The sequence below is a fragment of the Janthinobacterium sp. 17J80-10 genome (assembly GCF_004114795.1).
In the GTDB taxonomy this organism is placed as follows: domain Bacteria; phylum Pseudomonadota; class Gammaproteobacteria; order Burkholderiales; family Burkholderiaceae_D; genus Paucimonas.
In genome coordinates this window covers 1,629,631-1,656,309 of the sequence record NZ_CP035311.1, presented here as the reverse complement: position 1 = coordinate 1,656,309, position 26,679 = coordinate 1,629,631, and the positions used below count along the sequence as shown (strand labels likewise).

General features: G+C 56.8%; 31 protein-coding genes. 12 read left to right on the top strand and 19 right to left on the bottom strand.

What is annotated here, in order from left to right:
* The first annotated feature begins 23 nt into the window (after nt 1–23).
* The 5 genes from EKL02_RS07500 to EKL02_RS07480 all read left to right on the top strand — a co-directional run bounded on the left by EKL02_RS07500 (nt 24) and on the right by EKL02_RS07480 (nt 2,109).
* Nucleotides 24–581, top strand: a complete 558-nt coding sequence (locus EKL02_RS07500; protein WP_128901475.1) for a DUF1269 domain-containing protein — start codon at nt 24–26, stop codon at nt 579–581.
* 135 nt (nt 582–716) lie between these two features.
* Nucleotides 717–1,139 carry a DUF883 family protein gene (locus EKL02_RS07495; protein ID WP_128901474.1) on the top strand — a complete coding sequence of 141 codons (423 nt, stop codon included), beginning with the start codon at nt 717–719 and terminating at the stop codon, nt 1,137–1,139.
* Nucleotides 1,140–1,156: 17 nt separating this feature from the next.
* Nucleotides 1,157–1,519 (top strand): phage holin family protein, encoded by a 363-nt coding sequence (locus EKL02_RS07490; protein WP_164931980.1) that lies wholly within the window; start codon nt 1,157–1,159, stop codon nt 1,517–1,519.
* Nucleotides 1,516–1,893 (top strand): hypothetical protein, encoded by a 378-nt coding sequence (locus EKL02_RS07485; protein WP_128901472.1) that lies wholly within the window; start codon nt 1,516–1,518, stop codon nt 1,891–1,893. The genes EKL02_RS07490 and EKL02_RS07485 overlap by 4 nt, the downstream gene beginning before the upstream one ends.
* Before the next feature lie 72 nt (nt 1,894–1,965).
* Nucleotides 1,966–2,109, top strand: coding sequence for an entericidin A/B family lipoprotein (locus EKL02_RS07480; protein WP_128901471.1), 144 nt, complete (start codon nt 1,966–1,968; stop codon nt 2,107–2,109).
* 87 nt (nt 2,110–2,196) lie between these two features.
* Here the strand turns inward: EKL02_RS07480 and EKL02_RS07475 are convergent, their stop codons facing one another.
* From EKL02_RS07475 to EKL02_RS07460, 4 genes are all read right to left on the bottom strand, one after another.
* Nucleotides 2,197–2,919, bottom strand: a complete 723-nt coding sequence (locus EKL02_RS07475; protein WP_128901470.1) for a hypothetical protein — start codon at nt 2,917–2,919, stop codon at nt 2,197–2,199.
* Between the two features lie 54 nt (nt 2,920–2,973).
* Entirely contained in the window at nt 2,974–3,708 is a 735-nt protein-coding gene (locus tag EKL02_RS07470) for a phosphoribosyltransferase family protein (RefSeq protein WP_164931979.1), read from the bottom strand.
* A gap of 172 nt (nt 3,709–3,880) precedes the next feature.
* Complete coding sequence (locus EKL02_RS07465; RefSeq protein WP_128901468.1) at nt 3,881–4,174, bottom strand: hypothetical protein; 294 nt, start codon at nt 4,172–4,174, stop codon at nt 3,881–3,883.
* Nucleotides 4,175–4,216: 42 nt separating this feature from the next.
* Complete coding sequence (locus EKL02_RS07460) at nt 4,217–5,017, bottom strand: glycosyltransferase family 9 protein (RefSeq protein WP_164931978.1); 801 nt, start codon at nt 5,015–5,017, stop codon at nt 4,217–4,219.
* A 67-nt stretch (nt 5,018–5,084) separates the two neighbouring features.
* Here EKL02_RS07460 and EKL02_RS18150 point away from each other — a divergent pair, with 67 nt between their 5' ends.
* Entirely contained in the window at nt 5,085–5,264 is a 180-nt protein-coding gene (locus EKL02_RS18150) for a hypothetical protein (RefSeq protein ID WP_164931977.1), read from the top strand.
* 240 nt (nt 5,265–5,504) lie between these two features.
* Here EKL02_RS18150 and EKL02_RS07455 read toward each other — a convergent pair whose 3' ends face one another.
* Nucleotides 5,505–5,792 (bottom strand): hypothetical protein, encoded by a 288-nt coding sequence (locus EKL02_RS07455; protein WP_128901466.1) that lies wholly within the window; start codon nt 5,790–5,792, stop codon nt 5,505–5,507.
* A gap of 86 nt (nt 5,793–5,878) precedes the next feature.
* Nucleotides 5,879–6,718 carry an SRPBCC family protein gene (locus EKL02_RS18145; RefSeq protein ID WP_164931976.1) on the bottom strand — a complete coding sequence of 280 codons (840 nt, stop codon included), beginning with the start codon at nt 6,716–6,718 and terminating at the stop codon, nt 5,879–5,881.
* Between the two features lie 237 nt (nt 6,719–6,955).
* Here EKL02_RS18145 and EKL02_RS07445 point away from each other — a divergent pair, with 237 nt between their 5' ends.
* On the top strand, nt 6,956–8,092 hold the full coding sequence (locus tag EKL02_RS07445) for a glycosyltransferase family A protein (protein WP_128901465.1): 1,137 nt from the start codon (nt 6,956–6,958) through the stop codon (nt 8,090–8,092).
* Between the two features lie 31 nt (nt 8,093–8,123).
* On the opposite strand, the gene EKL02_RS07440 is transcribed toward EKL02_RS07445, so the two are convergent.
* The 4 genes from EKL02_RS07440 to EKL02_RS07425 form a co-directional block, all read right to left on the bottom strand.
* Nucleotides 8,124–8,621, bottom strand: a complete 498-nt coding sequence (locus EKL02_RS07440; RefSeq protein WP_128901464.1) for a YetF domain-containing protein — start codon at nt 8,619–8,621, stop codon at nt 8,124–8,126.
* Between the two features lie 42 nt (nt 8,622–8,663).
* The gene (locus EKL02_RS07435; RefSeq protein ID WP_128901463.1) at nt 8,664–9,170 is read right to left on the bottom strand and encodes a siphovirus Gp157 family protein; all 507 of its coding nucleotides are present in this window, start codon (nt 9,168–9,170) and stop codon (nt 8,664–8,666) included.
* Nucleotides 9,167–10,093 carry an ATP-binding protein gene (locus tag EKL02_RS07430; RefSeq protein WP_128901462.1) on the bottom strand — a complete coding sequence of 309 codons (927 nt, stop codon included), beginning with the start codon at nt 10,091–10,093 and terminating at the stop codon, nt 9,167–9,169. Before EKL02_RS07430 ends, EKL02_RS07435 begins: the two co-directional genes overlap by 4 nt.
* Nucleotides 10,094–10,281: 188 nt before the next feature.
* The gene (locus EKL02_RS07425; protein ID WP_128901461.1) at nt 10,282–10,845 is read right to left on the bottom strand and encodes a hypothetical protein; all 564 of its coding nucleotides are present in this window, start codon (nt 10,843–10,845) and stop codon (nt 10,282–10,284) included.
* 385 nt (nt 10,846–11,230) lie between these two features.
* On the opposite strand from EKL02_RS07425, the gene EKL02_RS07420 reads away from it, so the two are divergent.
* Complete coding sequence (locus tag EKL02_RS07420) at nt 11,231–11,569, top strand: hypothetical protein (RefSeq protein WP_128901460.1); 339 nt, start codon at nt 11,231–11,233, stop codon at nt 11,567–11,569.
* Between the two features lie 170 nt (nt 11,570–11,739).
* Here the strand turns inward: EKL02_RS07420 and EKL02_RS07415 are convergent, their stop codons facing one another.
* A complete protein-coding gene (locus tag EKL02_RS07415; RefSeq protein ID WP_128901459.1) occupies nt 11,740–12,843 on the bottom strand; it encodes a sigma-54 dependent transcriptional regulator in 1,104 nt (367 codons plus the stop codon).
* 72 nt (nt 12,844–12,915) lie between these two features.
* Complete coding sequence (locus EKL02_RS07410) at nt 12,916–13,326, bottom strand: BON domain-containing protein (protein WP_206732467.1); 411 nt, start codon at nt 13,324–13,326, stop codon at nt 12,916–12,918.
* Nucleotides 13,327–13,849: 523 nt separating this feature from the next.
* Between EKL02_RS07410 and EKL02_RS07405 the strand changes: the two genes are divergently transcribed.
* Nucleotides 13,850–14,692 (top strand): PIG-L family deacetylase, encoded by an 843-nt coding sequence (locus EKL02_RS07405; RefSeq protein ID WP_128901458.1) that lies wholly within the window; start codon nt 13,850–13,852, stop codon nt 14,690–14,692.
* A 58-nt stretch (nt 14,693–14,750) separates the two neighbouring features.
* Here the strand turns inward: EKL02_RS07405 and cls are convergent, their stop codons facing one another.
* A complete protein-coding gene (cls, locus tag EKL02_RS07400) occupies nt 14,751–16,100 on the bottom strand; it encodes a cardiolipin synthase (RefSeq protein WP_241687817.1) in 1,350 nt (449 codons plus the stop codon).
* A 178-nt stretch (nt 16,101–16,278) separates the two neighbouring features.
* Between cls and EKL02_RS18140 the strand changes: the two genes are divergently transcribed.
* Together EKL02_RS18140 and EKL02_RS07395 are read left to right on the top strand one after the other, a co-directional pair.
* Complete coding sequence (locus tag EKL02_RS18140; protein ID WP_164931975.1) at nt 16,279–16,431, top strand: hypothetical protein; 153 nt, start codon at nt 16,279–16,281, stop codon at nt 16,429–16,431.
* Nucleotides 16,400–16,966 (top strand): hemerythrin domain-containing protein, encoded by a 567-nt coding sequence (locus tag EKL02_RS07395; RefSeq protein ID WP_128901456.1) that lies wholly within the window; start codon nt 16,400–16,402, stop codon nt 16,964–16,966. Before EKL02_RS18140 ends, EKL02_RS07395 begins: the two co-directional genes overlap by 32 nt.
* A gap of 138 nt (nt 16,967–17,104) precedes the next feature.
* Here EKL02_RS07395 and dusA read toward each other — a convergent pair whose 3' ends face one another.
* On the bottom strand, nt 17,105–18,109 hold the full coding sequence (dusA, locus tag EKL02_RS07390) for a tRNA dihydrouridine(20/20a) synthase DusA (RefSeq protein ID WP_128901455.1): 1,005 nt from the start codon (nt 18,107–18,109) through the stop codon (nt 17,105–17,107).
* A gap of 135 nt (nt 18,110–18,244) precedes the next feature.
* Here dusA and EKL02_RS07385 point away from each other — a divergent pair, with 135 nt between their 5' ends.
* Nucleotides 18,245–19,573, top strand: coding sequence for an aspartate aminotransferase family protein (locus tag EKL02_RS07385; protein WP_128901454.1), 1,329 nt, complete (start codon nt 18,245–18,247; stop codon nt 19,571–19,573).
* Between the two features lie 30 nt (nt 19,574–19,603).
* Here EKL02_RS07385 and EKL02_RS07380 read toward each other — a convergent pair whose 3' ends face one another.
* The 5 genes from EKL02_RS07380 to infB all read right to left on the bottom strand — a co-directional run bounded on the left by EKL02_RS07380 (nt 19,604) and on the right by infB (nt 26,674).
* Nucleotides 19,604–20,299: a DUF4197 domain-containing protein gene (locus EKL02_RS07380; protein ID WP_128901453.1), complete on the bottom strand. Its 696-nt coding sequence runs from the start codon at nt 20,297–20,299 to the stop codon at nt 19,604–19,606.
* Nucleotides 20,300–20,412: 113 nt separating this feature from the next.
* A complete protein-coding gene (gene typA / locus EKL02_RS07375) occupies nt 20,413–22,251 on the bottom strand; it encodes a translational GTPase TypA (protein ID WP_128901452.1) in 1,839 nt (612 codons plus the stop codon).
* A gap of 198 nt (nt 22,252–22,449) precedes the next feature.
* Nucleotides 22,450–23,379 carry a tRNA pseudouridine(55) synthase TruB gene (gene truB / locus EKL02_RS07370; RefSeq protein WP_128901451.1) on the bottom strand — a complete coding sequence of 310 codons (930 nt, stop codon included), beginning with the start codon at nt 23,377–23,379 and terminating at the stop codon, nt 22,450–22,452.
* Nucleotides 23,363–23,752 (bottom strand): 30S ribosome-binding factor RbfA, encoded by a 390-nt coding sequence (rbfA, locus tag EKL02_RS07365; protein WP_128901450.1) that lies wholly within the window; start codon nt 23,750–23,752, stop codon nt 23,363–23,365. Before rbfA ends, truB begins: the two co-directional genes overlap by 17 nt.
* A 96-nt stretch (nt 23,753–23,848) precedes the next feature.
* On the bottom strand, nt 23,849–26,674 hold the full coding sequence (gene infB, locus EKL02_RS07360; protein WP_128901449.1) for a translation initiation factor IF-2: 2,826 nt from the start codon (nt 26,672–26,674) through the stop codon (nt 23,849–23,851).
* Nucleotides 26,675–26,679: the final 5 nt, after the last annotated feature.

Genomic DNA, 26,679 nt, shown 5'->3' with positions numbered 1-26,679 from the left:
TGATTTCCAGAGGAGTCCTGCGCATGTCCGAGCTCATTTCTGTCGCCTATCGAGATGCCTGCAAGGCAGCCGAGGTACTCAATGCCATGCAGCGCCTGCAAAACGAATATCTGATCGACCTGGAAGATGCCGCCTATGTCACCAAGGATCGAGAAGGCAGGATCCGCCTGCACCAGTCCGTCAATATTCCGGTGATTGGGGCAGTCTCCGGTACTTTCTGGGGCGCCCTGATCGGCATGATTTTCCTGAATCCTCTGCTCGGCGCTGCCATCGGCGCCGGCAGCGGTGCCCTGACAGGTGCCATTGCAGACTATGGGATCAATGATGAATTCATGAAGAATCTGGCAGCAGAGTTGCGTCCGGACAGCTCGGCCCTGTTCATCCTCGCGCGCCGCTATACGCCTGACAAGGTGATACACGAGCTGTCGCAGTTTGGCGGCACCTTGTTGCGCACTTCGCTGACCGCGCAAGCCGAAGCCACACTGCAGGATGCACTGGATGGCAAGCCGCTGCCTTACGCCGACGCACAGACCGGCGGTCCGGCGCCACAGCCAGGCAATGCGCAATCCACCCCACCCTGATCGAGCGCAAGGCAACGCCGGGAAAACCAGTTGTAATGATGTGTGTGAGCACGGTAGCTGTTGCGCCAGAAAATCACCTGCCAGTTTTAATCGTTCGCCGATTTTTTCCACCAGACAGACTCAAGGAGCATCTCCATGAATCCAGAGTACCCTTCTTCCTCGACGACTTCGTCAGATTTGAATTCGCCCTATTTCGGCAGTAACGCGGACGACTTGTCCCAGCCGGATTACGATGAAAGCGTCTCCGGAAAAAGCGGCATCAAACGCGCCGGCGCCTCGCTGCGAACCGAGCTGGGCAACCTCAAAAGCGACCTGGACACCTTGCTGGGTCGTGCCACCAACCTGTCCGATGCCGAGTTGCGCCAGGAATATTCGCGCCTGATGTCCAAATTCAGTTCGTTGCGCGCCGCCGCCAAGGGCGTGGCAACCCAGGCCGGCCAGCAGCTCAACCGCGGCATGGACGCGACCTCCGGCTATGTGCGTGAAAAGCCGTTGCAGTCGGTCGCCGTGGCAACGGGAGTGGGAATGGTGCTTGGCATGCTGCTCCATCGTCGCTAATGCCGGGAATGGCCATGTTGAGCACCCTGCGCAAATCCAGGAAGCTGTATGCGATCGCGTTGCATCGGCTGCATGATTACAAGGAACTGTTGCGCATTGAAATGCAATTGCAGGGACGAGGCGTCGGCGTACAGGTTGCCGCCTATGTTTTGACCGGCCTTCTGGCTTTGCTTGCCATCACCTTCATCGGCGTAGCAGTCATCGTCACCGCGTGGGATACACCCTACCGCAGTGAGGCAGCCTGGCTGGTGGTTGCGCTGTACTTTTTACTGGCCGCGGCATCCCTGTACTTTGTTCGTCACTATCATGCTGAATCTGCTCTCACAACGCTTAAAAGTGAATTGCAGCGCGATTACAACGTCCTCAAGGAGAGCTTGTGAGTTCCCACCATTCCCTGACCGATGAAAAACAAGCGTTGCTGGAGCGGATGCAGGCGAGTCGCACTGCCTATCAACGCATGCTGCTGGGCCAGGATGAAAAAGAATTGCCGCTTGCAGAGACTCTCGCAACAAATAATGTCTTCCCGAGGAGTAAAACCATGCGATGGATTCGGGACCACCCTTACCTGACACTTCTAGGGCTGACGGGTGCAGTGCTGGCGACGCGCCCCGGGCCGCGCCAGGCTGCCCGTTCCCTGGTACACAGGGGCAGCGGCGCGGCGCTGGCATTTTCGCGCAACCATCAGGCGATCCGATCCGCCATTGGCATTGCCGCCATGCTGGCCCGCGCAATTGCACAGCGCCGCATACGATGACGCAGTACTTTATGTAACTTGATAGGCTGGCCCGCAGTCTGAAGCCAGCACCCCACTTGCCACGAGGATAAAATGAAAAAAACGCTAATGCTGTTCTTGAGCACTATGGTAATCCTGACGAGTCTGAGCGCCTGCAACACTGTCAAGGGCTTTGGCAAAGACGTTGAACGCGGTGGCGAAACCATCCAAAAAGGTAGTGACGACGTGAAAAAATAGTACTGGCATGCCATGAGCAGCATGGCATGCTGCAATCTTCAAGGCGCGTCTATTCGTCTATTCAGAGGGCACGCGTTACCCTCCCCCTTACTTTCCGGTGTCTGCATCACCGCCGGCACTTCGCCGGCCAGCGTCATAACGCTTTTCTGCCGTAGCGGAACGCTCACCAGTGCTCGGCCATGCGAAGGTAAGTTGTCGTAAATGGCCTTTGTCACCCTTTACCAGAACAGTGCGATCGATCGCTTTTCCGGCGGTTTCAGCATGGATGCGGTAGCCGCCTGCTGCGGGCAAATCCACAAGCATGATTGGCCCATCGCAAGTCGCCTCCAGCAAGGTTTTGCCACGCGCATCCTTGATTGCCACCGCGACATCTGCGACATAATTACCGCTCTTCTCGGCAAATGTCATCATCAAGTCGTAGTCCTTGGCAGCAATTTTTTTCATGTACGCTGACTCATCTTCACTGACGCCCCCGCACAGATATCTCACACCATTTTTTGTCTGTGGCTTGATGCCAACGTCACCGGCAGCATTTGGCCGAGACTGGACAATCGCAGGAGTAATCAGTTGCCCGGTGCTTTGGGAAGCCCCGGCTTCATTGGCAGAACTTCCTGAAGACATTTCAGCAGGCTGCTGCGGAAAGGATGTCGCCGGCGTGACGCGCGTCGCAGGCACCGTGTCACTTCGCATGCCAGGCATGGGCATGCGAGACGATTCTGGCAGTGGCAGTGGCTCTGGCCGGGTCGTTTGCGCCAAGGCCGTTGAGGAAAGCATGCCCAGCGCAACCAGCACTGTGCTACATGATTTCATGACGAATCCCTCCTGAAAAAAACTGTAGCGAACTCTTTTTGCGCAACATGCTGTTCACACGCCGGGCGAAGGGCCAACCGCCGGGGCATTCACGGGTGCATAAGGCAGTCTGCCGCTTGCCACCTCCTGTTCGCCTTCGCTGAGCCAATCGGAAGCGTTCTGGAGGTACTGGATGACTTGGGCATCGTCGGGCGACCCAGGCTCGTCATAGCATTGCCCGACTGAAGCAATCCACTCCGGCACCTGAAGACAGAATAAGGCATCCACTTCCGCCTCAAGTTCGGCAATGGACTCTGCCGTTGCCACAGGCACGGCAACAATGATTTGGCCCGGATGCTCGTGGCGCAGCGCCCGTACCGCAGCCAGCATGGTCGCTCCGGTCACAAGTCCGTCATCCACCACAATGACAACTCGACCCTCGATATCAAGCGATGGCCGGATCCCGTGATAGGCACGTTCACGACGCTTAATTTCTCGCAGTTCCTTATGCGCGATGGCATCAATGGCATCCACGGGAATGTCCATCAAAGCGATGGTCTCTGGCCGAAGCACACATACGCCCCTGCTACTGATTGCGCCAAGAGCGAGGTCTTCATGGCCAGGCACTCCCAGCTTGCCGACCAAAAAAACATCCAGGGCGGCGTGCAGCGTTTTGGCGATGGAATACGCGACTGGCACGCCGCCACGCGGCAAGGCCAGCACGATAATGTCATGCCGGCCGGCATACTCCTTAAGACTACCCGACAGTTGTTGCCCCGCTTGCAGACGGTCGGAAAATAAACTCATCATGTGGCGCCACCCGGAAAATTTCATTGAAGAAACGGCGGAAGGAAAACTGCTTAATGCCCCGACTCGTCTCCTGACAAAACACGTCCTCGTTCGAACTTCGACACTTGTCCGGCATGCTGGTTCTACAATGGTGGGAGCAACGCCTCTGAGCAGCCGTGGTAGCTGCCCCTGGCTAAACCTGCAATCTCCCGCCTGGGCCTTCGGCGGGATCAGGTTGCATCGAGGACGATGCCTTGCGAACTGGGCGGATGTAATGATAGATTGCCTTTTGCACTTCACCCATGTTCCTGCCAACCTGCATTTTCGGCTTGACCGGGTCTGCGGGGGATGGCGGCACACCCTGCCTCTCGCAAGCCGATAGCGTCAGTACGAGCATGGTGAACACTCCCAGCCGCGCTGCATGGGTCACCATCCCACAGGTCAACATCCTGTTGGCGAGGGGCGTATCCCGAGCACTGTTTTCCATGGTTATCCCCGGTCAAATTTACTGCAAGCAAACGCACTTTATTCATGCAAGCGGCATGCCCGTATCGTCCAGCAATTCGCGCACCCGCCGCATCACCAGCGTACTTGCGGACGAGTGTCTGCAGCCTGGCTCAGCCGCAGCAGAATCCACGCTACGGTGCCGGCGGCGGTCGAGCGGTGCCCAACGCCGCGCGCCGCCATCACGAGACAGCGCCAGGCTAGGCGTGTGCAATGCAGCGGCAATATGGGCAATCCCGGTATCGTTGCAGATCACCAGGCGGGCTTGGGCCAGCAGTGCTGCAAATGCGCCCAACCCGAGGGTGCCGGCCAGGTTCAAGGCGGGACCGGCCATGTGCGACTGAACCGCCGCGGCAATGCCGCGCTCCTGGGATGAGCCTACCAGGACGACTTGCAATCCTTCCGCCGACAGGCTGTCTGCCACTTCGGCGAAATGCGCAGCGGGCCAGCGCTGGGCAGGCAGGCGTGCGCCTGGGTGAATGCAGACATAGGACCCAGCCGCCGGCAACGCCGAATGGCCGGCGCGCAGTGCCTGCCAATCCGCCTCTGCCAGTGGAAACTCAAGTTCGAGGCTGGATACCGGAACGCCAAGAAACGCCATGAGACGCGCCAATCGCAGGATGTCGTGCTGGCTTTCGTCCCAGGGCATGAAATGCAGGGGATCCGGGCAGTAATCGCCCTGCCGGTAATAGCCTGCGTTTCTCGCAGCATTGAAAGTCCGGATGAGAGGATTGGTCAGGGCGCCGCTGCCATGCATTTGCAACACGCAATCGAATTTCTGCTGCTGCATGTCGGCGATAAAGCCAGGCAAGCGCGGCAAGTCCACGGGCTGCCCAGGTAAACCCGGAAATCCCGGAAAGGCTACATGACTGTCGATATACTGTGAAAATCGCTTGGCAAAACTGGATGCCCAGGGCAATCCGATCAATGTGATGTCGGCGGCAGGCAAGGCCGTGCGCAATGCCCTGAACACGGGAACGGCACATAGCATCTCGCCCAGATGCATGGCTCGGAATATCGCGATTTTTGGCCGCGCGGATGCCGCGCAAGCATCAAGCAGACGACAGGCATGACCTCCCGCATCCATGCAAACCCCCTTCAAGAGCTGACGTGTTCGTTGGCTGCACTGATTGTGACTGTGCTCATCATAACGACTCAACGACTGTCTGCTCTCGAATGCCGCAAACCGGCTTCGCATGACGGCACGGCCTGCCTGGCGCGAGGACTAACGGCAGTCCAAAAAAGCAGCAGTGGTCGGTAATGATGCGTTGTAGTTACTACCGCCCGCGGTAAAAATTCCCATCCGCCTGATATCAATCCGCCTGCCTTACTGGGGCGATCTGGCATTGGGTGCGCCGGTTATGGCGATGAATCGAATGTCCCAGCAGGGCCGCCGTGAAATTGAAGGCATTGGTCCAGACGAAAACCCAGTTTTCCAGCAAGATGCTGTAGGCAACGAAGCCCAGCGAAGCGAGCATTTGTCCGATGAAAAACCAGTTTGCAACCCCCGCACTACTCTTGGTGCGCCACTGCGTGTAGACCTGCGAAGAGATGGTCAGCGCAAGGACGATTGCGCTGAGCCAGCCAACTAGTTCCGTCATGATGCACAGTCCCTGCAGGCAGGAACATGTCTGCCCACCCGCCATTCCATTGATGACGCTGGATGAATTGCCGCGAGTGCCATGCGCTACTCCTCCTGAATTTCCAGGCGTCTTGCCAAGTCCGGGGCGGAAGCAATCTTGAAGGTAACTTCGAGTACGCCGTCCTGCATCCTGGCCACACCTGACTGTGAGTCCACACCGGCAGGCAAAGTGATCGCACGAAAGATCCGCCCATATTTGCATTCGCCCAGCACTTGCTCTTCAAGCTCAGCCCCATACGTTCTGCGGCGATCGCCCTCGATTGTCAACTGGCCTCGAGCGACTTCGATATGCACGTCCTGCTTGCTCACACCAGGCAAATCGACGCTGATGTAGATTTGGCCGGCATCCTGGACAAGATCAACCGTCGGCACCCAGGCCTGCGGCGCTGCTGCCAATGCGCCTGCACGAGCGCGGCCAATTTTATTTAGCGGGGCTTCGCCCGGTGACACGGTTGTTTCGCGCTGGCCGTCCGCACGCACTTTGCTTTCAATCATTTTTTTGAAGCGTGCCAAATCTCCTTCGTCATGGGGGAGATAAGCATTCTGCCCTCCGGGCTTGTCCATACTCTCCTCGTCGGTTTCCATGGAAAGGCAAATCCGGGTTTTTTCGGGCTCCAGCGCTTCAAACAGAACCCTGCCTTCGCTGCGCGGACCGTTGGTGTTGCGCCAGGCAATGCGCTGCTCCGGAATATGCTCGGTGATTTCGGCATCCCATTCCATTTCCTTCCCGCCCCTTTCGGCGCGCCAGTGCAAATGGGCAGCGTCCAGCTGATGCACGGAATGTACGCCTTTCATAAACCGGGGGAACTCTTCGAACTGGCTCAGTTCGCGATATGCAAGGCTTACCGGCACATTCACCTCGATCGATCGTTCGATTATGACCATGGATCGCTCCTCTCGCCTCAACCCCCTGACTACTTTTATTAGACTGGAAAGCGTGGCAATTGTTTAAGCGACGGTTCCCCTCCGACAAACACGCGGACAATTTTCTTTTTTCGTGCAAGAGGCGCGAATTGCCACCTACATCAAGCTGTCGCCACACATGCAAGTGAAAAGCCGGAACGAGAATTGCTATGTCCAGTCATATGGAATCAAGGCAGCTTTTTCAAATGGATCATACGTATGGCGAAAATCATTGCCTTCCCCGGAAAATCCTGTTGCCCCCGCAATACCGGCAAGCAGAAAAAAATCCGCGCCGCCCAGCCTGCCAATGCCTTGCTCGACAGGGCCTTGAACCAGCCAGCTCGCGCGGCCTCCATTCAGCCCATCTGGAATTCGCGCAAACGCAGTATCGTCGTCTCTGCCGTGGTGCCTGCGCACGGCAACCCGGGGCTCCTGAATCGCTGTCTTGCTGCACTCATGCGTCAGACACTGCCGTTTTGCCAATATGAAATCATCGTGGTCGACAGCGCCCCCAGTAATGCCAGCCGTGAAGTCGTGGAAAATCACTTGAATCAGTTTGGAAACAAACCCTGTCTCATTTACCTGCCTGTCGATACAAAGACGGGTGCCGCCGCGGCACGAAATCATGGCTGGCAAATTGCTCGCGGGGCGATTGTTGCGTTTACCGAAGAAGACTCCATTCCCGATGCAGACTGGTTAAAACAGGGTTTGCGCGCATTTGACGGCACCAAGCAGGCAGTGCGAGGAACAAGCCTCAACACATTTTCCGAGGTTACGAAAGCACATGAGGGAGCAGACAAAACTCGGGAGAGCGCCGAGTTTGCCAGCTTTAACTGCTTTTGCCTGCGACGGGTGCTGGAAGACCTGGGCGGTTTCGATGAACGCTTTGGCAATGCCGGACGCGATGATGCCGATCTCTATTTACGCTTGCTGGAAGCCGACGCGGCAATTGGCGAAGCACCACTCGCTGTAGTCCAGCATCCTGCTGAAATGACTTATTGGGCATCGAGTCTGCAGCAACAGAAAAACACCCAGTTCGAGGCACTGCTTTACAGGAAGCATCCTCGCATAAAACACAAGAGAATTCGACGGCATATGCCGTGGCACTATCCTGCGATCGTCATGGCGCTTCTATGCATTTCCGGTGCATTGATTCTGCACAATATCTTTCTATTTCTCCTTGCCACTGCGACCTGGACGTTGCTTACGGCGCATTTATGCCTTCAACGCCTGAGAGGCGCTGAAAAATCCGCAGTCAACATCTTCGGCATCATTGGGACTTCGCTGTTATTACCCCCGATAGGCGTGTTCTGGCATGTCGTGGGGGCGCTGCGCTTCCGACTCGTATTCCTGTAGATGTCGAGCCGCAAGCGATTTTCGATGCCCGCTATTCCTTCTTGATGATGCTGATTTCACCGTCCGGTTCGAGATGCGCCAGTTTTACTTCTTGCAGATCGGCGACTCCCTGCTCTCGCAATTTGGCCCATAACTCGTCGTCACTGATTAATTCCCGCCGCAAATTCCGCCTAATCAATGCGCCGTTTTTAATCAGGCAAAGAGAAGAAGGTACGGCAAATTTGCGCACAAATATGAAACGGTAGCTCAGCCAATCCAGCAACATATTCCAGCCGATTAAGGTGGCAACCAATAACATCCCATCGCTGACGGAATGGGTATCTCCCGCCATGGCATTCTGGGATGCATCGGCCACAATCACCAGTAATAGAATGTCGGCAATCCCGACGTTGCCGACGTCACGGCGTATTAAAAACCGGAAAATAAAAAAGAGAAACCAATAGACTGCCGTGCCCCGCACGATGATTTCGATAGCCGGGGCACTGAGGTGAAATAAAGCTTGCCAATCGACATGCAACCAGGAATTCATAGGTTTTTCCTCTATAGAAAAAACCAAGCAATTCCCATACCGCTATCGGATTTCTAAGCGCATGCCTTGTTCGAGATGCGCACCTGGCACGTTGAGCCCGGCCTTCAATGAGGCTGCAATGGCCTTTTTATCCGGCACCGGGGCTGGCGGTTCCGGAAACTGCAGAAAAGCCAGGGGCAAATCCGCGGCACAATCGACAACCACAGCAGGTGGATTTTTCCGGACAGCGATTGAAAATAGCGCCGTTGTGACCCGGTCCCGCTGGGCACGCTGCATCAGATCCAACAGCAACTTGCGTCCGCGCACGGCGGCACGCTGCAAGCCGGCGTGGCGCGCCGCCAAATCCTCCATGGTACGCAAGACGCCGCTGTCGGCACTCTCGATATTGCGCACCATCTTGGCCAGATTTTCCAGATGGTCGTCAAGCCGGCCTGACTCTGCTTCCAGGGTATCCTGAATGACTTGTGGATCTTCATGCTGCTCGGCGAGCGATTCGGCCAGACGCCGATAGTGCGCAGCCAGCTCAAATGCCTCGAATACCGGATTCATGCATGCTCTCCATACTCTGCCTCTTCAGCTTCCAGCGCCGCCTTGCGTTCATCCTTGATGCGCGTAAGTTCAGCTATCGCCGCCGCATCCGGAAGTGCGTTGGCCGTGCGGTAGGCTGCGGCAAATACGTGATACAACTCATCGAGATCGCGCGCACGCCTGATGGAATTGGATAGGTCCGCCAATTGCTCGTCGCCCATCGCTGCCTGTTCCACTTGTGGCTCTTCCTCACCGGACTGCAACCACGCCAGCAAACGCCGCCCGACTTCGACGTCAGGCTTCACAATCTGGCCATCGAACAGCCGAGTTCTGTCCTTGCCGATGTAAGCCATGTGCTGAATATCGAGCTCCATGAAAATTGTAAACTCATAGTCGATGCCATCACGCATGATCGGCGCCAGTCCGATCTTGCGTACCACCTGCTTGCCGGTGCGCTCATCCTTTTCCTGCACATATTCTGTTTTGGCACGCATCGTTGCAATGATATGGCAGCGGCTTTGCAACAGGGCTTCGACGAGTGCATTGTGTTCGGGAGTGACTTGCCGCCAGGCCTGCCAAGAATTGCCGGAACGGTCGGCAATCTTGCCTTGCCGGTCCAGCGAGCCGCCTTCGCCGCTCCAGGCGTGCGTCAGGCTGTCGATGATAATGGTCGTCACCCCGGCCTGCTCCATTGCACGGATTGCCTCGATATAGCGCCCTGGGGTAAAGGGCGGTGCCAGGCGCAATACGTCATAGCCTTCCGGCAGCAAATCCGCATACAGGTCGCCACTGCCATGCTCGGTATCGATCAAGCCGATCCTGCCGCCCAGTCCTGACGCAATCAGCAAGGCAGAATAGGTCTTGCCGCTACCGGCAGGACCCGACATTCCAAGACGCAGTTTTGCGCGACGTTTGGTTGCACGGTGAATTTCGAATTCGCTCATGATCCGATATATCCTTTCAAAACTTTCGTACTCGAATTGCTCAAGACGGCCAATTTGCGCAAACCACTGCAAACCGCCATCTCCAAAATCCTGAATGTCATCCATAGGCAGATGCAAGGTTTGGTACGAGCTAACAATCAGCTCATTTAGGTAGCTTTTACTGTTGGCGAAAGTGCGAAAAATTAATTTTATTTCGGAAAAATATCCAGGCGTAATTGAGAAAACACTTGCCGTGCCGGCAAACTCAACGCCCTATAAGGTAGTAAATCTTTGACATAATCAGCAGTCAATCGTTCCTTCTGCAAGGCATCCAGCAACACCTGTTCACGGTGGACAGGATCGGTGCCCAGCGAAGGTGTCCAGGTAATTTTTTCCTGCGTGCAGCGCGCCATCAACACAGCCTGTGTATAGCATTGCACGAAAATCGCATGGGCGGTCTCGCGCTCGGTATTGAGCAGCCGACTTGAGACCTTGCCCCAGGCTTGCGCCATTTCTTTTGTCCAGACGACCGATTCCGCTTCGCTAAGGGGGAGCATGCGCCAGGCGTCTTCTGCGGCGGGACGACCATCCTCGACTCTGGTCAAGACCTCGCCAATATTCAAGCCTCGCGGCAATTCCGCACGACAACGTGCCAAAGCAGCCAGCACAGCTTTCCGATCCAGGGCAGCCAGGTCATTGGCCAGCAGAGCGGAGGCTGCAGGAGAAAGCGGATGCCCACATAATTCCGCAGTCGCCGAAATTGCCTCCATCAATTCAGGCGCTGTCGGAAAAACTGCCTGCCGGGTGAAAGGGCGCCTGGGTGTAAAAGTGTGTCGCATATCGATTTACTCCATGAAGTAAAAGTAAAGTCGCCAACGTCTCGCGCAACGGAACCGACAAGATGCGTCCGGCTTGTAAATGCCTCGACAGCCGTACTGATCCTGGCACTCCTCCAAAGGGATGCAGCCCATTCACTACCAATTTGGTTGTGAATTATCAACATAAAAAAACAACTGTCCGTTTAAAATATGAGCGGCTGGAAAGGTAAGTAATAACTTGAGAAAGTGACACTTGCCAATACCTCAGCGTCATGCCGTCAATCTATAAGCGGGAGGGATTATGCTTCTCGACAGCGCCCAAATTCGACACCGGAATTTCATGAAATTGTTTAACGATTTCATGCATAACAATCCGGGAGAACCAAAACACGGCATGCTGAAACTGTTTGCACACCATCTCGGGCTATCGGAACGCTACCTCAGTCATATCAAATGCAATCGTAAAAACATTGGTGGCAATCTTGCGCGCATCATGGAGACACGGCTCCGTTTGCCGCATGGTTGGATGGACCGTGAACACGATCCTCTTGTCTTACCACTGGATGATAAAGAAAAAATCTTTGTCGCAACTGCACTGGCATATTTTCGCGCCCAACCGCATGAAGCTCGTAACAGTTTGATTCGTCATTTCCAACAACAGTTTCAGACCGGCGAATAAGCAACAAGACGCATCAAAAAAATCATAGCACAAAAATGATTTTAACTGTATTTACATACAGTTCTTTTTGGCCGCACTCAATGCTTTCCTGGCTACACGATCAATCCCGCCAATCCGATGCGCGTGCCATTTGGATAATGACAAGACCAATCATCACGGCGTAACATCCTTCACCCTGTAAAACCAGGTACGTTTTTTTCGTCGACCGCCCTCAGCATCCTTTCGTCTTCCGCGTCCGGTAGTTGTTCTGCCAAACCATATTCTTGCAGCCGGTTATAGAGCGTCTTCAAGCTAATGCCCAGAACTGCTGCTGCATGTTTCTTGACCCCATCGCACAACTGCAAGGTCGCAAAAATTATTTTTTTGTCGACCTCTGCTAATGACGTTCCCACTGGAATGGCTAAAGTCAGATCAGCATTGGACACGTGGTCCGACATATCAGGTGAAAGAGCGGCGACCCCGATAAGTTGGTCGGCCAAAATGTAGGCCCGCTGAATATGATTGCGCAATTCACGCACATTCCCTGGCCAGCTGCGCGTAACCAGGTTGGCCAAGGCTTCCGGTGCCATCACCTTGGTGGTGCCATACGTTAGATTGAGTTCATCCAGAAAATGTTGTACCAACAGCTCCATGTCTTCGGTACGTTCGCGCAATGGCGGAAGATAAAGGGGAAACACGTTCAAACGATGGTACAAGTCTAGACGCAGTTTCCCTTCAGAAACGGCCTGCTCTGGATCACGATTACTTGCAGCAATGATGCGGACATCCGAATCAATTTCCAGGTTGCTCCCGATGCGCATGAAAGAGCCGCTCTCCAGAACCCGTAACAGCTTGACCTGCAATTCCGGCGGCATTTCGGTAATTTCATCGAGAAATAAAGTCCCGCCGTTAGCGCGCTCGAAGTACCCTTTATGTTGCCGTTCAGCGCCAGTGAAGCTACCCTTCTCGTGACCAAAAATCTCGCTTTCAATCAGTTGCGGTGAAATGGCACCACAATTCACTGGCAAAAATGGCGCGTTCTGCCGCAAGCTCAATGTATGGATCGTCTGTGCAGCTAGTTCCTTGCCGGTACCACTTTCACCCAAAAGCAACACCGTGGCGTCCGTCGGGGCAACACGTGCAACATGATGGTAAAACTTTTGCATGGCCGGCGCAGTGCCCAGCATGCTGCCAAACCGTCCTACGTACAGCATTGCAATGTCAGGCTTCAGCCTGACGCTTTCCGAAATCGGGGGTAGCTCACTTTCATTTTCGAAGGCTAGTACGTGTGGCATAACGTCATTTCCTCCGTGTTCACACCGGCTTCCGGTACAGCGGCTGCCATACCGGGCCGGAACCAGAATGTATTAATGCTTTACAGTCATTTTATTTTCCACACTCTTGACGCCATCGATACCGCGCACAATGCTTGCAGCACGATCACGCTGCCGGTCATTGTCAACCATGCCGCTGAGCGAAACGATGCCGCGATTGGTTTCAACGTTGATATCAGTGCCCTTGACTGTCGTATCTGCCAGTAATGCCGACTTGGCTTTGGTAGTGATGACGGAATCATCAATCGCTCTTTCTGCCGAACCACTTGTACTTGCCCCGGATGATCGCGCTCCCGAGGACATGGATTCCGATCGTGGCGATGACGTTGCACCGGAGGACTGCGTCCCGGTCTGATCAGCGGCACGACGGTCACACCCGGTCATTGCTGCTCCCAAAGCAAAGACCAACAATAAAGTTTTTGTGAAATAGGAAATCTTGTTCATTTTCAATCCTTTCCTTGTTTTTGGATGGTCGTTCCTAGACTCCATGACATGTAATAAGTTCTTGGCAATTCATATTGACAACAGAACTCGCATGCAGCGGGGAAATTTTGTCAAAAGCCAACGACTACTACCTATGCCAGCGTAAGGAAGCGTTTGCGCTTAGATAAAAATCCTGGCGTGGCTACGCATGCGGCAGCAGTGAAGCCATAGTGAAGGATGCACTTGGGAAGGCGAGTGAGGGATATCAATCCGGAGGCGATTTATGACGAAGCGATCGACATGCTGATGAAAAGATATTTCATCAGCATAATGAAGTTTCGATCTCGCCATACTTTGGCTTCTCACTTTCCTTGGCGTGCCATTCCCGTGCAACGAATCATGATGGCGACAGTCTGCTCGCAGGCAGGAAACTACTGCATTGGCGAGCGGTCTTGAATACAGTATGTCGGCTTTATCAATACCGCGATTAAAAAGCTGATTGAACATGTGACTATCTGCATGCCGAGCAGAACTGGCGAAGAACTTGCAATTGGACATTGCGTCGCAATCGCGATTTCATTTCCCGCGTTCAATTGTCGATTGGAATGCAGCCTTGAATTTATTGACGCATGATCGATATGCGCGATTACTCCGCTGGCTCGCCGCAAAGGGCGAGCCAGCGCCTGGAAGGGATGCGATGGAATCGGTATCTGAACTCGGCAAACTGCTGATAATTTCCCCGCATGGCGATGACGCCATATTTGCATGCGGCGAGGTAATGGCCAGTCGGCGTGGCCTTATCCTCGTATCGCTTTTTGCAGGTCTCCCGTCACCTGCATTGCCGCTGACGGACTGGGACGCAGCAGGCGGGTTTTCCAATACACACGAGGCTGTTGTCCAGCGGCGCGAAGAACACGGGCGTGCCGTCGAGCTCTTGCATGCCACGCCGATATTGCTCGACTTCCTGGGCAGTCAATATAGCGACCCTCCAGGCGCAATCGGGCTGGCCGAGACAATTGCCGCAGTGCTTGACGAGGAGAATCCTGATAGCGTCATGCTGCCTGCGGGGCTATATCATGCGGATCATATCCTTACGCATCAGGCCGCGTTGATGGCACGAACACGCGATCCCCAGCGCCAGTGGCTGCTTTATGAAGACAGCTTTTATCGACGCATGCCGACGCTCCTGCAGCAGCGCCTGACCGGGCTGGTTCATTTTGGTATCGAAGCCACGCCTGTCGCCTTCGATACTCACGCCCAGGCTGAACGCAAGCGGCACGCGGTGCAATGCTATGCCAGCCAATTGCGTGCGCTTGCCGCACCTGGGCGTCCGGGACACAGTGACATCTTTGCGCCAGAGGGGTATTGGCGCCTAAGCGCTGCTTGACGCCGGACGCCAGTCATTCTGCGAAAAATGGCTTGGCCGAGGCGGCCCGTCAGAAGCGCTAAAGAAAATACGCCCACATGCGTGCCAGATTTTCGCGGATCCGGTTAACCATACTCCGCTCTTCCCAGCGCGCTGGATCCACTTTCTCGGATGCCGAGAGATCCGCTGCGAAGGCCCGCTCCATTTCGTCACCGAATGTCTTTCCCAAGACAATGGTATTGACTTCATCGTTGTGCAGGAAACTTCGGAAATCGATATTGCTTGACCCTACAGTGGACCAGACACCATCGATGACAACCGTCTTGGCATGCAAAAGCGCGCCCTTGCGTTCGTAGATCATGACGCCAGCCTGGAGCAACTCCGTGTAATACGAGCGCGCTGCATACAAGGTGCTCCAGACATCACTGACGCTCGGCAGGACCAGACTTACCGTGACGCCGCGCTGGGCCGCGTTTTTCAATGCATCTACCGTTTGCGGGTCCGGCACAAAGTAAGCCATGGTCATGTGGATACTTTTGCTGGCATGGAGTATCGCTGACAAAAGCTCGATATAGATCAGATTCACTTCGTCGCGGGGACTGCTGCCGAGCGTGCGTACCACGGTGATTCCCTGCGGGGCAACCGCAGGATAATAATTTTTTCTCGCGAGCTCAGGACACTGCTGGCGTTGCCAGCTATCGAGAAACAGTTCCTGGAATTCCTTTGCTGCCGGCCCTCGCACTTCGATCTGCGTATCCCGCCACGGATGCGGTGTGCCCGTGCGTTTTGCTCGGACGGTCGAGCTGCGAGAATAAACGCTACTGATATTGATGCCGCCGGTATATCCCACTTTCCCGTCGACCACCAAAATTTTTCGGTGATCGCGGTTATTCAGCGAGAATATTTTTCCCCGCAAAGGATTTACCGGATTGAATTCACAGACATTAATCCCCTGCTCACGAAGTTCCTCAAAAAATTCCTTCCTTGTTGACAGGCTGCCTATGCTGTCATACATGAGATTGACCTGGACACCTTGCGCCTGTTTTTCTACAAGTAATTTCCCCAGCCTCTCACCGATTCCTTCCTCGTCATAAATATAAGTTTCCAGGTTGATGTGGTCTTGCGCCGACCGGATTTCCTGGAACATGGCGTGATAAGTTGACGCACCATCGACCAGGAGGCGTGTGGCATTTCCTACCATCAATGGCTTGGAATGAATTTCTTGCATGAACGCAAGATGTCGTTCGAGAAGATCCGTCTTTCCTTCTTGTTGCAGGCGTCGCAGAATCTCCGCACTTTTTTGCGGTGACAGCAAACCGGCGGAGCCGGCAACGGCGAAGGCGCCGTTGCCGTTGCCGTTGCCGTTGCCGGCATGGTTCAACTGATGGATATCGGGGAGCGTTGCGCAGCCTGAAATACTCGAAATCAAGAGAAGTAATACAGTTAGACGCGGTCTTATTTTTCTGAATGGATACATTATTCATCCCTTCCCCATCGCGCAATATTCAACGCCTTATGGCGCTGCTACATATGTCGACGCGTTGCCATAACCATTGTATGCCCACCGGCCCTATGTAGAAATTATCGGCTTACGGGTAAATTTTTCCATGATTATTCGTAGCGACAACAGCTTATCTGGAAAAACGGGTTTTATGCAGGCGCGCGTCACCATCTTCGATGGCATGGCACTTGCGACAAATGCCATTTTGCCTTTACAAGGAGAACAGCATGACCAGGAAAAGCACGGAAGCGCCACATGAAAAAAATGCGATTGAGCTTTTAAAGTCGGATCACGAACAGGTATTGCAACTGTTTGCCAAGTTCGAAAAAGTAAAAGACAAGGAAGATGAAACCAAGCGAGAGCTGGTTGAACACGCATGTTCGCAATTGACGATTCACGCCCAGATCGAAGAAGAACTTTTCTATCCCGCTTTACGCGATGTCCTCGATGAACGAGATTTTCTCGATGAAGCCTTGGTAGAGCACGACATGGCCAAGCAACTGATCGCAGATCTTGAGTCCATGGAACCGGACGAAGATTTATATGATGCAAAATTCACCGTACTGGGTGAATACGTAAAGCATCATATCGAAGAAGAGGAGAAGGAAATTTTTGCCAAGGCCAAAAAAGCAGGGCTGGACATGGATGCTTTAGGGGCGGACATGCGGGATCGCAAACACGAACTCATGAAAGAACTGGGCCTGGATATCGACGAAGAGGAAGCGCAGATCAGCGGAGTCCTCCAGAGCAAAACAAAGGCCGGAAAAAAGCCGGCGCGCCATCCACGTGCCTGAAAAAAATGGCGCCGCATGTGCGGCGCCAGCAGAATTCATTTTTATCGATTCCGCAAACGCTATTGCTCCCAATACGTCCGAATTGCGAGTATCTTCCGTGCCACGCCGGCAGACGGGATGAAGAAGCATTTTCCTCGCTCAGGCAGCAAGCGGGGGCATGCGCTCCAGCGCGTCGACCAGCAATTGCGGATCTCCCGCCGCCAGGCGGCGCGCATCGGACAAAGTCTGGCGGAAATGCCGTGCACCCGGCATGCCGGTCGTCAGGCCGAGCATGTGGCGGGTAATGCTGTTCATCCGCAATCCCTTGCCATTGTCGCCGTAGCGCGCCAATTGCTGGCGGATGTAGGGCAGCATCGCTTGCACAATGTCGGCGCGCGACTTGGGCGGGGCCGCATCGCCGTAATAGCGGGCATCGAACTCCGCCATCACGTAAGGGTTGTGGTAGGCCTCGCGCCCCAGCATGACGCCATCGACATTGAGCAAGTGGCGGTCGATTTCCGCCAGCGTCTTGATGCCGCCGTTGATGATGATTTCCAGGTCCGGGAAATCCTGCTTGATGCGGTAAGTATATTCGTACTTCAAAGGCGGAATCTCGCGATTCTCCTTGGGGCTCAAGCCTTTCAGGATCGCGTTGCGCGCATGGACGATGAAAGTGTGGCAACCGGCGTCGGCTACCGTGCCGACAAAATCGCGCACGAAGTCATATGACGCCACATCATCGATGCCGATGCGGTGCTTGACGGTGACATCGATCGACACCGCGTCGCGCATGGCCTTGACACAATCGGCCACCAGTGCCGCCTCATTCATGAGGCATGCGCCGAACGCCCCCTTTTGTACGCGCTCAGAGGGGCAGCCGCAATTCAGGTTGACTTCGTCGTAGCCCCACTGCTCTCCCAGCTTTGCGCATTTTGCCAGGTCGTCCGGCTCGCTGCCGCCCAACTGCAATGCCACCGGATGTTCTTCCTCGTTGAAATTCAGGTGACGCGCGACATCGCCGTAAATCAGCGCCCCGGTCGTCACCATTTCGGTATATAGCCAGGTATGGCGGGTAATGTGACGATGGAATACGCGGCAATGGCGGTCCGTCCAGTCCATCATGGGCGCGACCGACAGGCGGCGGGGCGGGAGGGTCTTGTTCATTTCAATTTCGGCATCAATGGCAGCACGGCGGCATACCGGGCGGCGGGATCCCCGAAGTATACGGAAAATTCGCCTCGGCTGTGCGGCTGCCGTACTATGATGGCATTATTGAACCCAATTCGATGGATGCCCGCCATGTCAAAGTCCTCCGATACGCTCGATACCAGCCACTTCTGGATGCCCTTTACGGCCAACCGGCAATTCAAGAACAAGCCGCGCATGCTCGTAGCTGCGTCCGGCATGTATTACTACAGCGACGACAACCGCCAGATCCTCGATGGCACCGCTGGCCTGTGGTGCGTCAACGCAGGCCACTGCCACCCAAAAATCACCGAAGCGATCCAGCGCCAGGCCGGCGCCATGGATTATGCCCCGGCGTTCCAGATGGGGCATCCGCTCGTTTTTGAAGCGGCAAGCGCCCTGGCTGGCATCGCGCCGGCCGGCCTGAACCGCGTATTTTTCAGCAACGACGGCTCCGAAGCTGTCGATACCGCCCTGAAGATCGCGCTGGCATACCACCGGGTGCGCGGCGACGGCCTGCGCCACCGCCTGATCGGCCGCGAGCGCGGTTACCACGGCGTCGGCTTCGGCGGCATCTCCGTCGGCGGCATCGCCGGCAACCGCAAGCATTTCGGCCCCGCCCTGCCGGCGGTCGATCACCTGCGCCATCCGCTGGACATCGCGCGCAATGCGTTCACCCGCGGCCTGCCGCAGGAAGGCGCGGAGCTGGCAGACGAACTGGAACAGCGCCTGCTCTCCCTGCACGACCCGGCCACGGTGGCCGCCGTCATCGTCGAACCGATCCAGGGCTCAACCGGCGTGATCCTGCCTCCTGCCGGCTACCTGCAAAAGCTGCGCGCCATTTGCGACAAGTACGGCATCCTGCTGATCTTCGACGAGGTGATTACCGGATTCGGCCGCCTTGGCACCAGGTTCGGCGCCGACTATTTCGGCGTGGTGCCCGACATGCTGGTGTGCGCGAAAGGCTTGACCAATGCCGCCGTGCCGATGGGCGCGGTACTGGTGCGCCAGGACATCCACGATGCCTTCATGGCAGCCGCGCCGGAGAATGCCATTGAATTCTTCCACGGCTATACCTACACGGGTCATCCGCTAGCTGCCGCCGCGGCGATCGCCGCCATCGACGTCTACACCAGCGAAGGGCTGTTCGAGCAGGCCGCCGCCTCCGCGCCCTTTTTCGAACAGGCAGCCCACAGTCTCAAGGGCCTGCCGCATGTAAAGGATATCCGCAATCTCGGCCTGGTTTGCGGCATTGAACTGGAAAGCATTCCTGGCAAGCCGGGTGCGCGGGCGTTCGATGTCTTCCTGAAGTGTTTCTGGGAGAAAAACCTCTTGATCCGCACGACGGGCGACATCATTGCCTTGTCGCCGCCGCTGATCGTCAACCACCCGCAGATCGAACAGCTGTTTGGCAAAATAGCGGAAGTCTTGCGGGACCTGTAGCGCAGCCGGCGCGACGGCGCCGCCCCTGCGCTATTTCAGGCTGCCGAACACCTTGCCGATGATCTTGCTGCCGGAACCGACCGGATCGCGGCGGATGGCTTTTTCTTCTTCGCCGATCATGTAATACAGGCCGTCGAGCGCTCGCTGACTGACGTAACCTTCCACCGTGGATTGCTGCTCATTGACCAGCTTGAATTTGGAAGCCTGGGCCATGGTCGCATTGTATTGGGCGGAAAGGCCGGAACGGTCGGTGATGCCCTTGACGATCGGCAGGAACTTGACGGCCAGCGGCCCCGAAGTTTTTTCGCGGAAGAAATCGGTGACCGAGGTCTCGCCACCTGACAGGATATTCTTGGCATCCGTCACCGACATCGATTTCACGGCGTTGACCAGCAGTGGCTTGGCCAGAGGCACGGCAGCCTCGGCTGCGCGGTTCATCGACACCACCAGGTCGTCCAGCTGCTGGCCGCGCCCGCTCATCTTCAGGAGAGGACGGGCCTGCTCCAGCACGCCGGGCAACTGGATCTTGACCTTGTCATTGCCCAGGAACCCATCGGTGACGCCCAGCTTCGCCACGGCCGCCACCGAGCCTTTCTCCAACGCCGCCTTCAGGCCGCTGCTGGCTTCCTGGTTCGACAGGTCCGACAGGGAAACGGCAAAGGCGAGCGATGCCGTCATGCAGAGCATCGGCAGCGTTGCCGTCTTGAAGGTAAAGAAGCGGGACATGGGACGTCTCCTCGAACGTAATGGGAAAAACAGTGTAACCCAATTCCGTCTCACAAAAAAACAGGGCCGCCGCATCCTGCGATGCGACGGCCCTGCTGGTTCGGCGAAGTGGCTTACGCCGCGTCGCGCGATGCCTTCTTGCGCTCATGCTCTTTCAGGAAGCGCTTGCGCAGGCGAATGCTCTTGGGCGTGATTTCGACCAGTTCGTCGTCCTCGATGAATTCGACCGCATACTCGAGCGACATCTGGATCGGCGGCACCAGGCGCACCGCTTCGTCGGTACCTGACGAGCGCACGTTGGTCAATTGCTTGCCCTTGATCGGGTTGACCACCAGGTCATTGTCTCGGGAATGAATGCCGATGATCATGCCTTCGTAGACCGGATCGTTGTGCACCACGAACATGCGACCGCGATCCTGCAGCTTCCAGATCGCGTAAGCCACCGCCGCGCCGTCATCCTGCGAAATCAGCACGCCGTTGCGGCGGCCAGCCATCTCGCCCTTGGAGGTATCGACTGGCGCATAGTCGTCGAACACATGGCTCATCAAGCCGGTACCGCGGGTCAGCGTCATGAATTCGCCCTGGAAACCGATCAGGCCACGGGCCGGAATACGATACTCCAGACGCACCCGACCTTTGCCATCCGGTTCCATGTTTTGCAGGTCGCCGCGACGACGACCGAGTTCTTCCATCACGCCGCCCTGGTTGTTTTCTTCAACGTCAACGGTCAGGTTTTCGTATGGCTCATGGCGCACGCCATCGACCATCTTGAACACCACGCGTGGGCGCGATACCGCGAGTTCAAAACCTTCCCGGCGCATGTTTTCGATCAGAATGGTCAGATGCAGCTCGCCGCGACCCGACACTTCATAAGTCGAATCGTCATTTTCCGCTTGCACCACGCGCAAGGCCATATTCGATTTCAATTCGCGTTCCAGACGATCGCGGATTTGACGAGTAGTCACGAACTTGCCTTCGCGGCCGGCCAGCGGCGAATTGTTGACCATGAAATTCATGGTCAGGGTCGGCTCGTCGATTTTCAGCATCGGCAAGGCGTTCGGCGCTTCGGGTGCGCAAATCGTGGAGCCGATACCGATGTCTTCGATACCGTTGATCAGCACGATGTCGCCAGCCAATGCCTCATCGACCAGTACCCGGTCCAACCCACGGAAGGTCAGCACCTGGTTGATCCGGGCCTTGGTTGGCTTGTCGTCCGGACCGTTCATGAACACGACATCTTGCAGGCCGCGCACACGGCCGCTCAGGATGCGGCCAACGCCGATCTTGCCGACGTAGGAAGAGTATTCCAGCGAAGTGATTTGCAGTTGCAGCGGACCATCCGGATCATCCTGGCGCGCCGGAACGTGTTCCAGGATCGCTTCGAACAAGGGCTTCATGTCGCCGCCGCGTACGTCCGGCGTCAAGCCGGCGTAGCCGTTCAGGCCGGATGCATAGATGATCGGGAAGTCGAGCTGCTCTTCGGTCGCACCCAGCTTGTCGAACAATTCAAAGGTCGCGTTGATGGCCCAGTCCGCGCGCGCGCCCGGGCGATCAATCTTGTTCAACACCACGATTGGCTTCAAGCCCAGCGCCAATGCCTTGCGCGTGACGAAGCGGGTTTGCGGCATCGGACCTTCCTGCGCATCGACCAACAGCAGCACGCTATCCACCATCGACAGCACGCGCTCGACCTCGCCACCGAAATCGGCGTGGCCTGGGGTGTCGACGATATTGATGTGCGTGCCCTCGTATTCCACCGCACAATTCTTCGACAAGATTGTAATGCCGCGCTCCTTTTCGATATCGCCGGAATCCATCACGCGGCTATCGACTTGCTGGTTGTCGCGGAAAGTGCCGCTTTGGCGCAGCAACTGGTCGACCAGGGTGGTCTTGCCATGGTCAACGTGGGCAATGATGGCGATATTACGAATGGCGCGTTTGGTAGTGGACATATTTGTTCGGATCGTTAAGGTACGGGGCTCGAAATTCAGGCAACCCAAAATTATAGCATGTTGCGGCGCATGAAAAGAAAAATTCCTTGATATTTCAATGGCTTGCCGGAATTACAGGGGAAATTCCATGCCTCAATAAATTCCTTTAACACAATGTTTTTAAAGGAATATCAGGCTGTCACGACCGGTGACGACACGTTAATGCGCCACCACCAGCCGCTCGGGCGCCAGCACGGCATAAGCTTGCAACAGCGCCGTTCCCAGCAGCCTGCCATCCGCGGCTGCATATACGCGAACGCGCCCTTCAGCTTCCGGCAAGGTCACATTTTCCTTACCCAGGGCCAGACGCTGCCCATGCAGGAAGCGCTGCACCAGGATCTCTGGCAATTCAACGGCGGGAAATGATGACAGCAAGGCATCGACGGGGGCCAGCATCGCGGTGCGCTGCCCATCCTCGATCGCCATGAGTTGCTCCAGCGTCACGCAACCGTCCAGCGTCAGGCTGCCGACCTGGGTCCGCCGCAATGCTTTCAGGTGCGCACCGCACCCCAGCGCCGCGCCGATATCCTCGCCGAGGACGCGGATATACGTACCCTTGCTGCAGGTAACCCGCAACGTCAGAAAAGGGGCTTCAAACGCCAGCAATTCCAGCGCATGGATCGTCACCCGCCGTGCCGCCCGTTCCAGCGTGATGCCCTGCCGCGCGTATTCGTACAAGGGCTTGCCGTCGCGCTTCAATGCCGAGTGCATGGGCGGCACCTGGTCGATTGCGCCGCGAAACTTTTCCAGCACGGCTTCGGCCTGTTCGCGCGTGACCGCCACATCGCGCTGCTCCAGCACTTCGCCTTCGGTGTCGCCGGTGCCTGTGCGAATGCCAAGGTGCACCACGGTTTCATACGTCTTGTCTGCTTCCAGCAAGTCTTGCGAAAATTTGGTCGCCTCGCCAAAGCACAGCGGCAGCAAGCCGGTGGCGAATGGATCGAGCGTACCGGTATGGCCGGCCTTTTTGGCGTTCAACAGGCGCTTGGCCTTGATCAGCGCATCATTGCTGGACAGGCCAACCGGCTTGTCCAGCAACAGCACGCCGTCCAGCGCCAGGCGCTGGCGCTTCTCAGGCTTCGTCTGCATCCGCGGCGCGCGTGGCGTTGGCTTCATCGATCAGGCGCGACAGCTCGATGCCGCGCGCAGTCGACGTATCGTGCACGAAGTGCACGTCAGGCGTCGTATGAATGGTCAGGCGGCGCCCCAGCTGGCCGCGGATGAAGCCGGCCGCCTTGCGCAAACCCTGCAGGGTGTTTTGCACGCTGGTGGGATCGTCCGGCAGCATCGTGAAAAACACCTTGGCGTGGGCGTAATCGGGCGTGACCTGCACTTCGGTGATGGTGATCATCGACACGCGCGGGTCCTTCAGTTCGTAGGCGATGATTTCGGCGAGATCGCGCTGGATCTGGTCTGCAACGCGATTCATGCGGCCGGGGATGGATTTACTGTGTTTGGCCATGGTCTGCTTTCCCGCCCCTTGCGAGGCTTGGAATTGATAAAGCCAGGGCAGGCACCGCGTGCCCGTCCTGGCTGCTGGCTGAAGACGCGCGGCGTCTTACAGCGTACGTGCGACTTCCTGCACCTCGAAGACTTCGAGCTGGTCGCCTTCCTGGATGTCGTTGAAGTTCTTCAGCGTCAGGCCGCACTCGAAGCCTGACTTGACTTCCTTGACGTCATCCTTGAAGCGCTTGAGCGAATCGATTTCGCCAGTCCAGGTCACGACGTTGTTGCGCAACAGGCGAACCGAGGAACCACGCTTGACCAGGCCTTCGAGCACATAGCAACCGGCAATCGCGCCAACTTTGCTGACCACGATGACCTGGCGGATTTCCACCAGGCCGAGGGCCTGTTCGCGTTTTTCCGGCGCCAGCATGCCCGACAGCGCTGCCTTCACTTCATCCACAGCGTCATAGATGATGTTGTAGTAGCGGATGTCGACGCCATTGGCTTCGGCCAGCTTGCGTGCCGAGGCATCGGCACGCGTGTTGAAGCCGATAATGACGGCCTTCGACGCGGTCGCCAGGTTGACGTCGTTTTCGCTGATGCCGCCCACGCCCGCATGCACCACTTGCACGCGCACTTCGTTGGTGGACAGCTTTTGCAGCGACTGCACCAGCGCTTCCTGCGAACCCTGCACATCGGTCTTGATGATCAAAGGCAGATTCTTGACTTCGCCCTCGCCCATCTGTTCGAACATATTTTCCAGCTTGGCGGCTTGCTGCTTGGCCAGCTTGACGTCGCGGAACTTACCTTGACGGAACAGGCCGATTTCACGCGCCTTGCGCTCGTCCGTCATCACGACGGCTTCTTCGCCGGCGGCCGGCACTTCGGTCAGGCCCTGGATTTCCACTGGAATCGACGGGCCGGCTTCCGTGATGGACTTGCCGTTCTCGTCAATCATGGCGCGCACGCGGCCATAGGAAGAACCTGCCAGCACCACGTCGCCGCGCTTCAAGGTACCCGAGAGCACCAGGATGGTGGCGACCGGACCACGGCCCTTGTCCAGCTTGGCTTCCACCACCAGGCCCTTGGCCGGCGATTCCACCGGCGCCTTCAGTTCAAGCACTTCGGCCTGCAGCAAGACGTTTTCCAGCAATTCGTCGATGCCCTGGCCAGTCTTGGCGGAGACATTGATGAAAGGCGAATCACCGCCGTAGGCTTCCGGCACGACTTGTTCAGCGATCAGTTCCTGCGTCACGCGGTCTGCGTTGGCGCCGGGCTTGTCGATCTTGTTGATCGCCACCACCAGCGGCACGCCGGCAGCTTTGGCGTGAGCGATGGCTTCCTTGGTCTGCGGCATGACGCCGTCGTCGGCGGCCACCACCAGGATCACGATATCGGTCGCCTGGGCGCCACGGGCACGCATGGCAGTAAACGCTTCGTGGCCCGGGGTATCCAGGAAGGTGATCATGCCGCGCGGGGTTTCCACGTGGTAGGCACCGATGTGCTGGGTAATGCCACCGGCTTCGCCGGAGGCAACCTTGGCACGGCGGATGTAATCCAGCAGCGAGGTCTTGCCGTGGTCGACGTGACCCATGACAGTGACCACCGGGGCACGCGGCAATTGCTCGGCGTCGGTGTGTTCTTCGCCTTCGGCCAGCAGCGCTTCCGGGTCATCGAGCTTGGCGGCATGCGCCTTGTGGCCCATTTCCTCGACCAGGATCATGGCAGTTTCCTGATCCAGCACCTGGTTGATGGTGACCATCTGGCCCAGCTTCATCAAATGCTTGATGACCTCGGACGCCTTGACTGACATCTTGTGCGCCAGTTCGCCGACCGTCAGGGTCTCCGGCACATACACATCCTTGATAACGGCTTCGGTCGGCGCCTGGAAGTTGCTTTCACGATCATCATCATGTCCGCCATGGCGACGGCCCTTCGGGCCTGAACGCCAGCCATCGCGGCCGCCAGTCGGCGCGCCTGGACCACGGGTTTTCATGCCGGCGCCACGGCGCTTGGCGGCATCATCCTGCCAGGTCGACGACACATTGGCCGACTTGATGGACTTCTTGTCGCCGGGAGCGGGCTTCTTCTCTTCTTTCTTTTCGCCTGGCTTCTTGTCCGCCGGCTTGTGCAGCGTGCCTTCGGCAGCCTTGGCCACAGGCGCCGGCTCCGGGGCCTTGATGACCTTGCGCGGCGCATTCATCATGGCGCGGATCTGCGCCACTTCGTCAGCGACTGCCTTGCGTGCCTTCTCGGTAGCGGCGGCGCGCTCGACGGCGTCCTTGGTATCCTGGACATCGCGGGCTTGCTGCTCGGCCTTCTTGCGGCTTTCTTCAGCGTTGTCGGCCTTTTTCTCGGCAGCAGGCGCAGCAGGCATTGCCGCCGCAGCGGCAGCAGCGGCCTTTTCTTCGGCGGCCTTCCTGGCTTCCTGTTCCTGTTGCTGCTTCAGGGCTTTTTCCTGTTCAGCCTTCTCGGCTTCCAGCTTGGCAAGACGCTCCTGCTTTTCGCGCAAATCAGCTTCCTGTCGCGCGATCAGCTCAGCCTGGCGCTGCGCTTCTTCGACGCGACGCGCCTGTTCAGCCTCGTCAACGACGGGAGCAGCCGGCGCCGCAGCCACTACAGGTGCAACCGGTTCTTCGCGCTGGACGAAAGTACGCTTCTTGCGCACTTCCACCTGGATCGTGCGCGACTTGCCGGTGGCATCAGCCTGCTTGATCTCGGTGGTTTCCTTGCGCGTCAGGGTGATCTTCTTTTTCTCGGCATCGGGTGACGCGCCGTGGGCGCGACGCAAGTGGCCGAGCAGCTTGTCCTTGTCTTCCTTGGACAACGCGTCGGACGCCGAACTCTTTTCAACGCCGGCCGCGCGCAATTGCGTCAGCAGCAGATCCGCCGGCATTTTCAGTTCGGTGGCAAATTGGGCTACATTGTTACTCGCCATTCAGT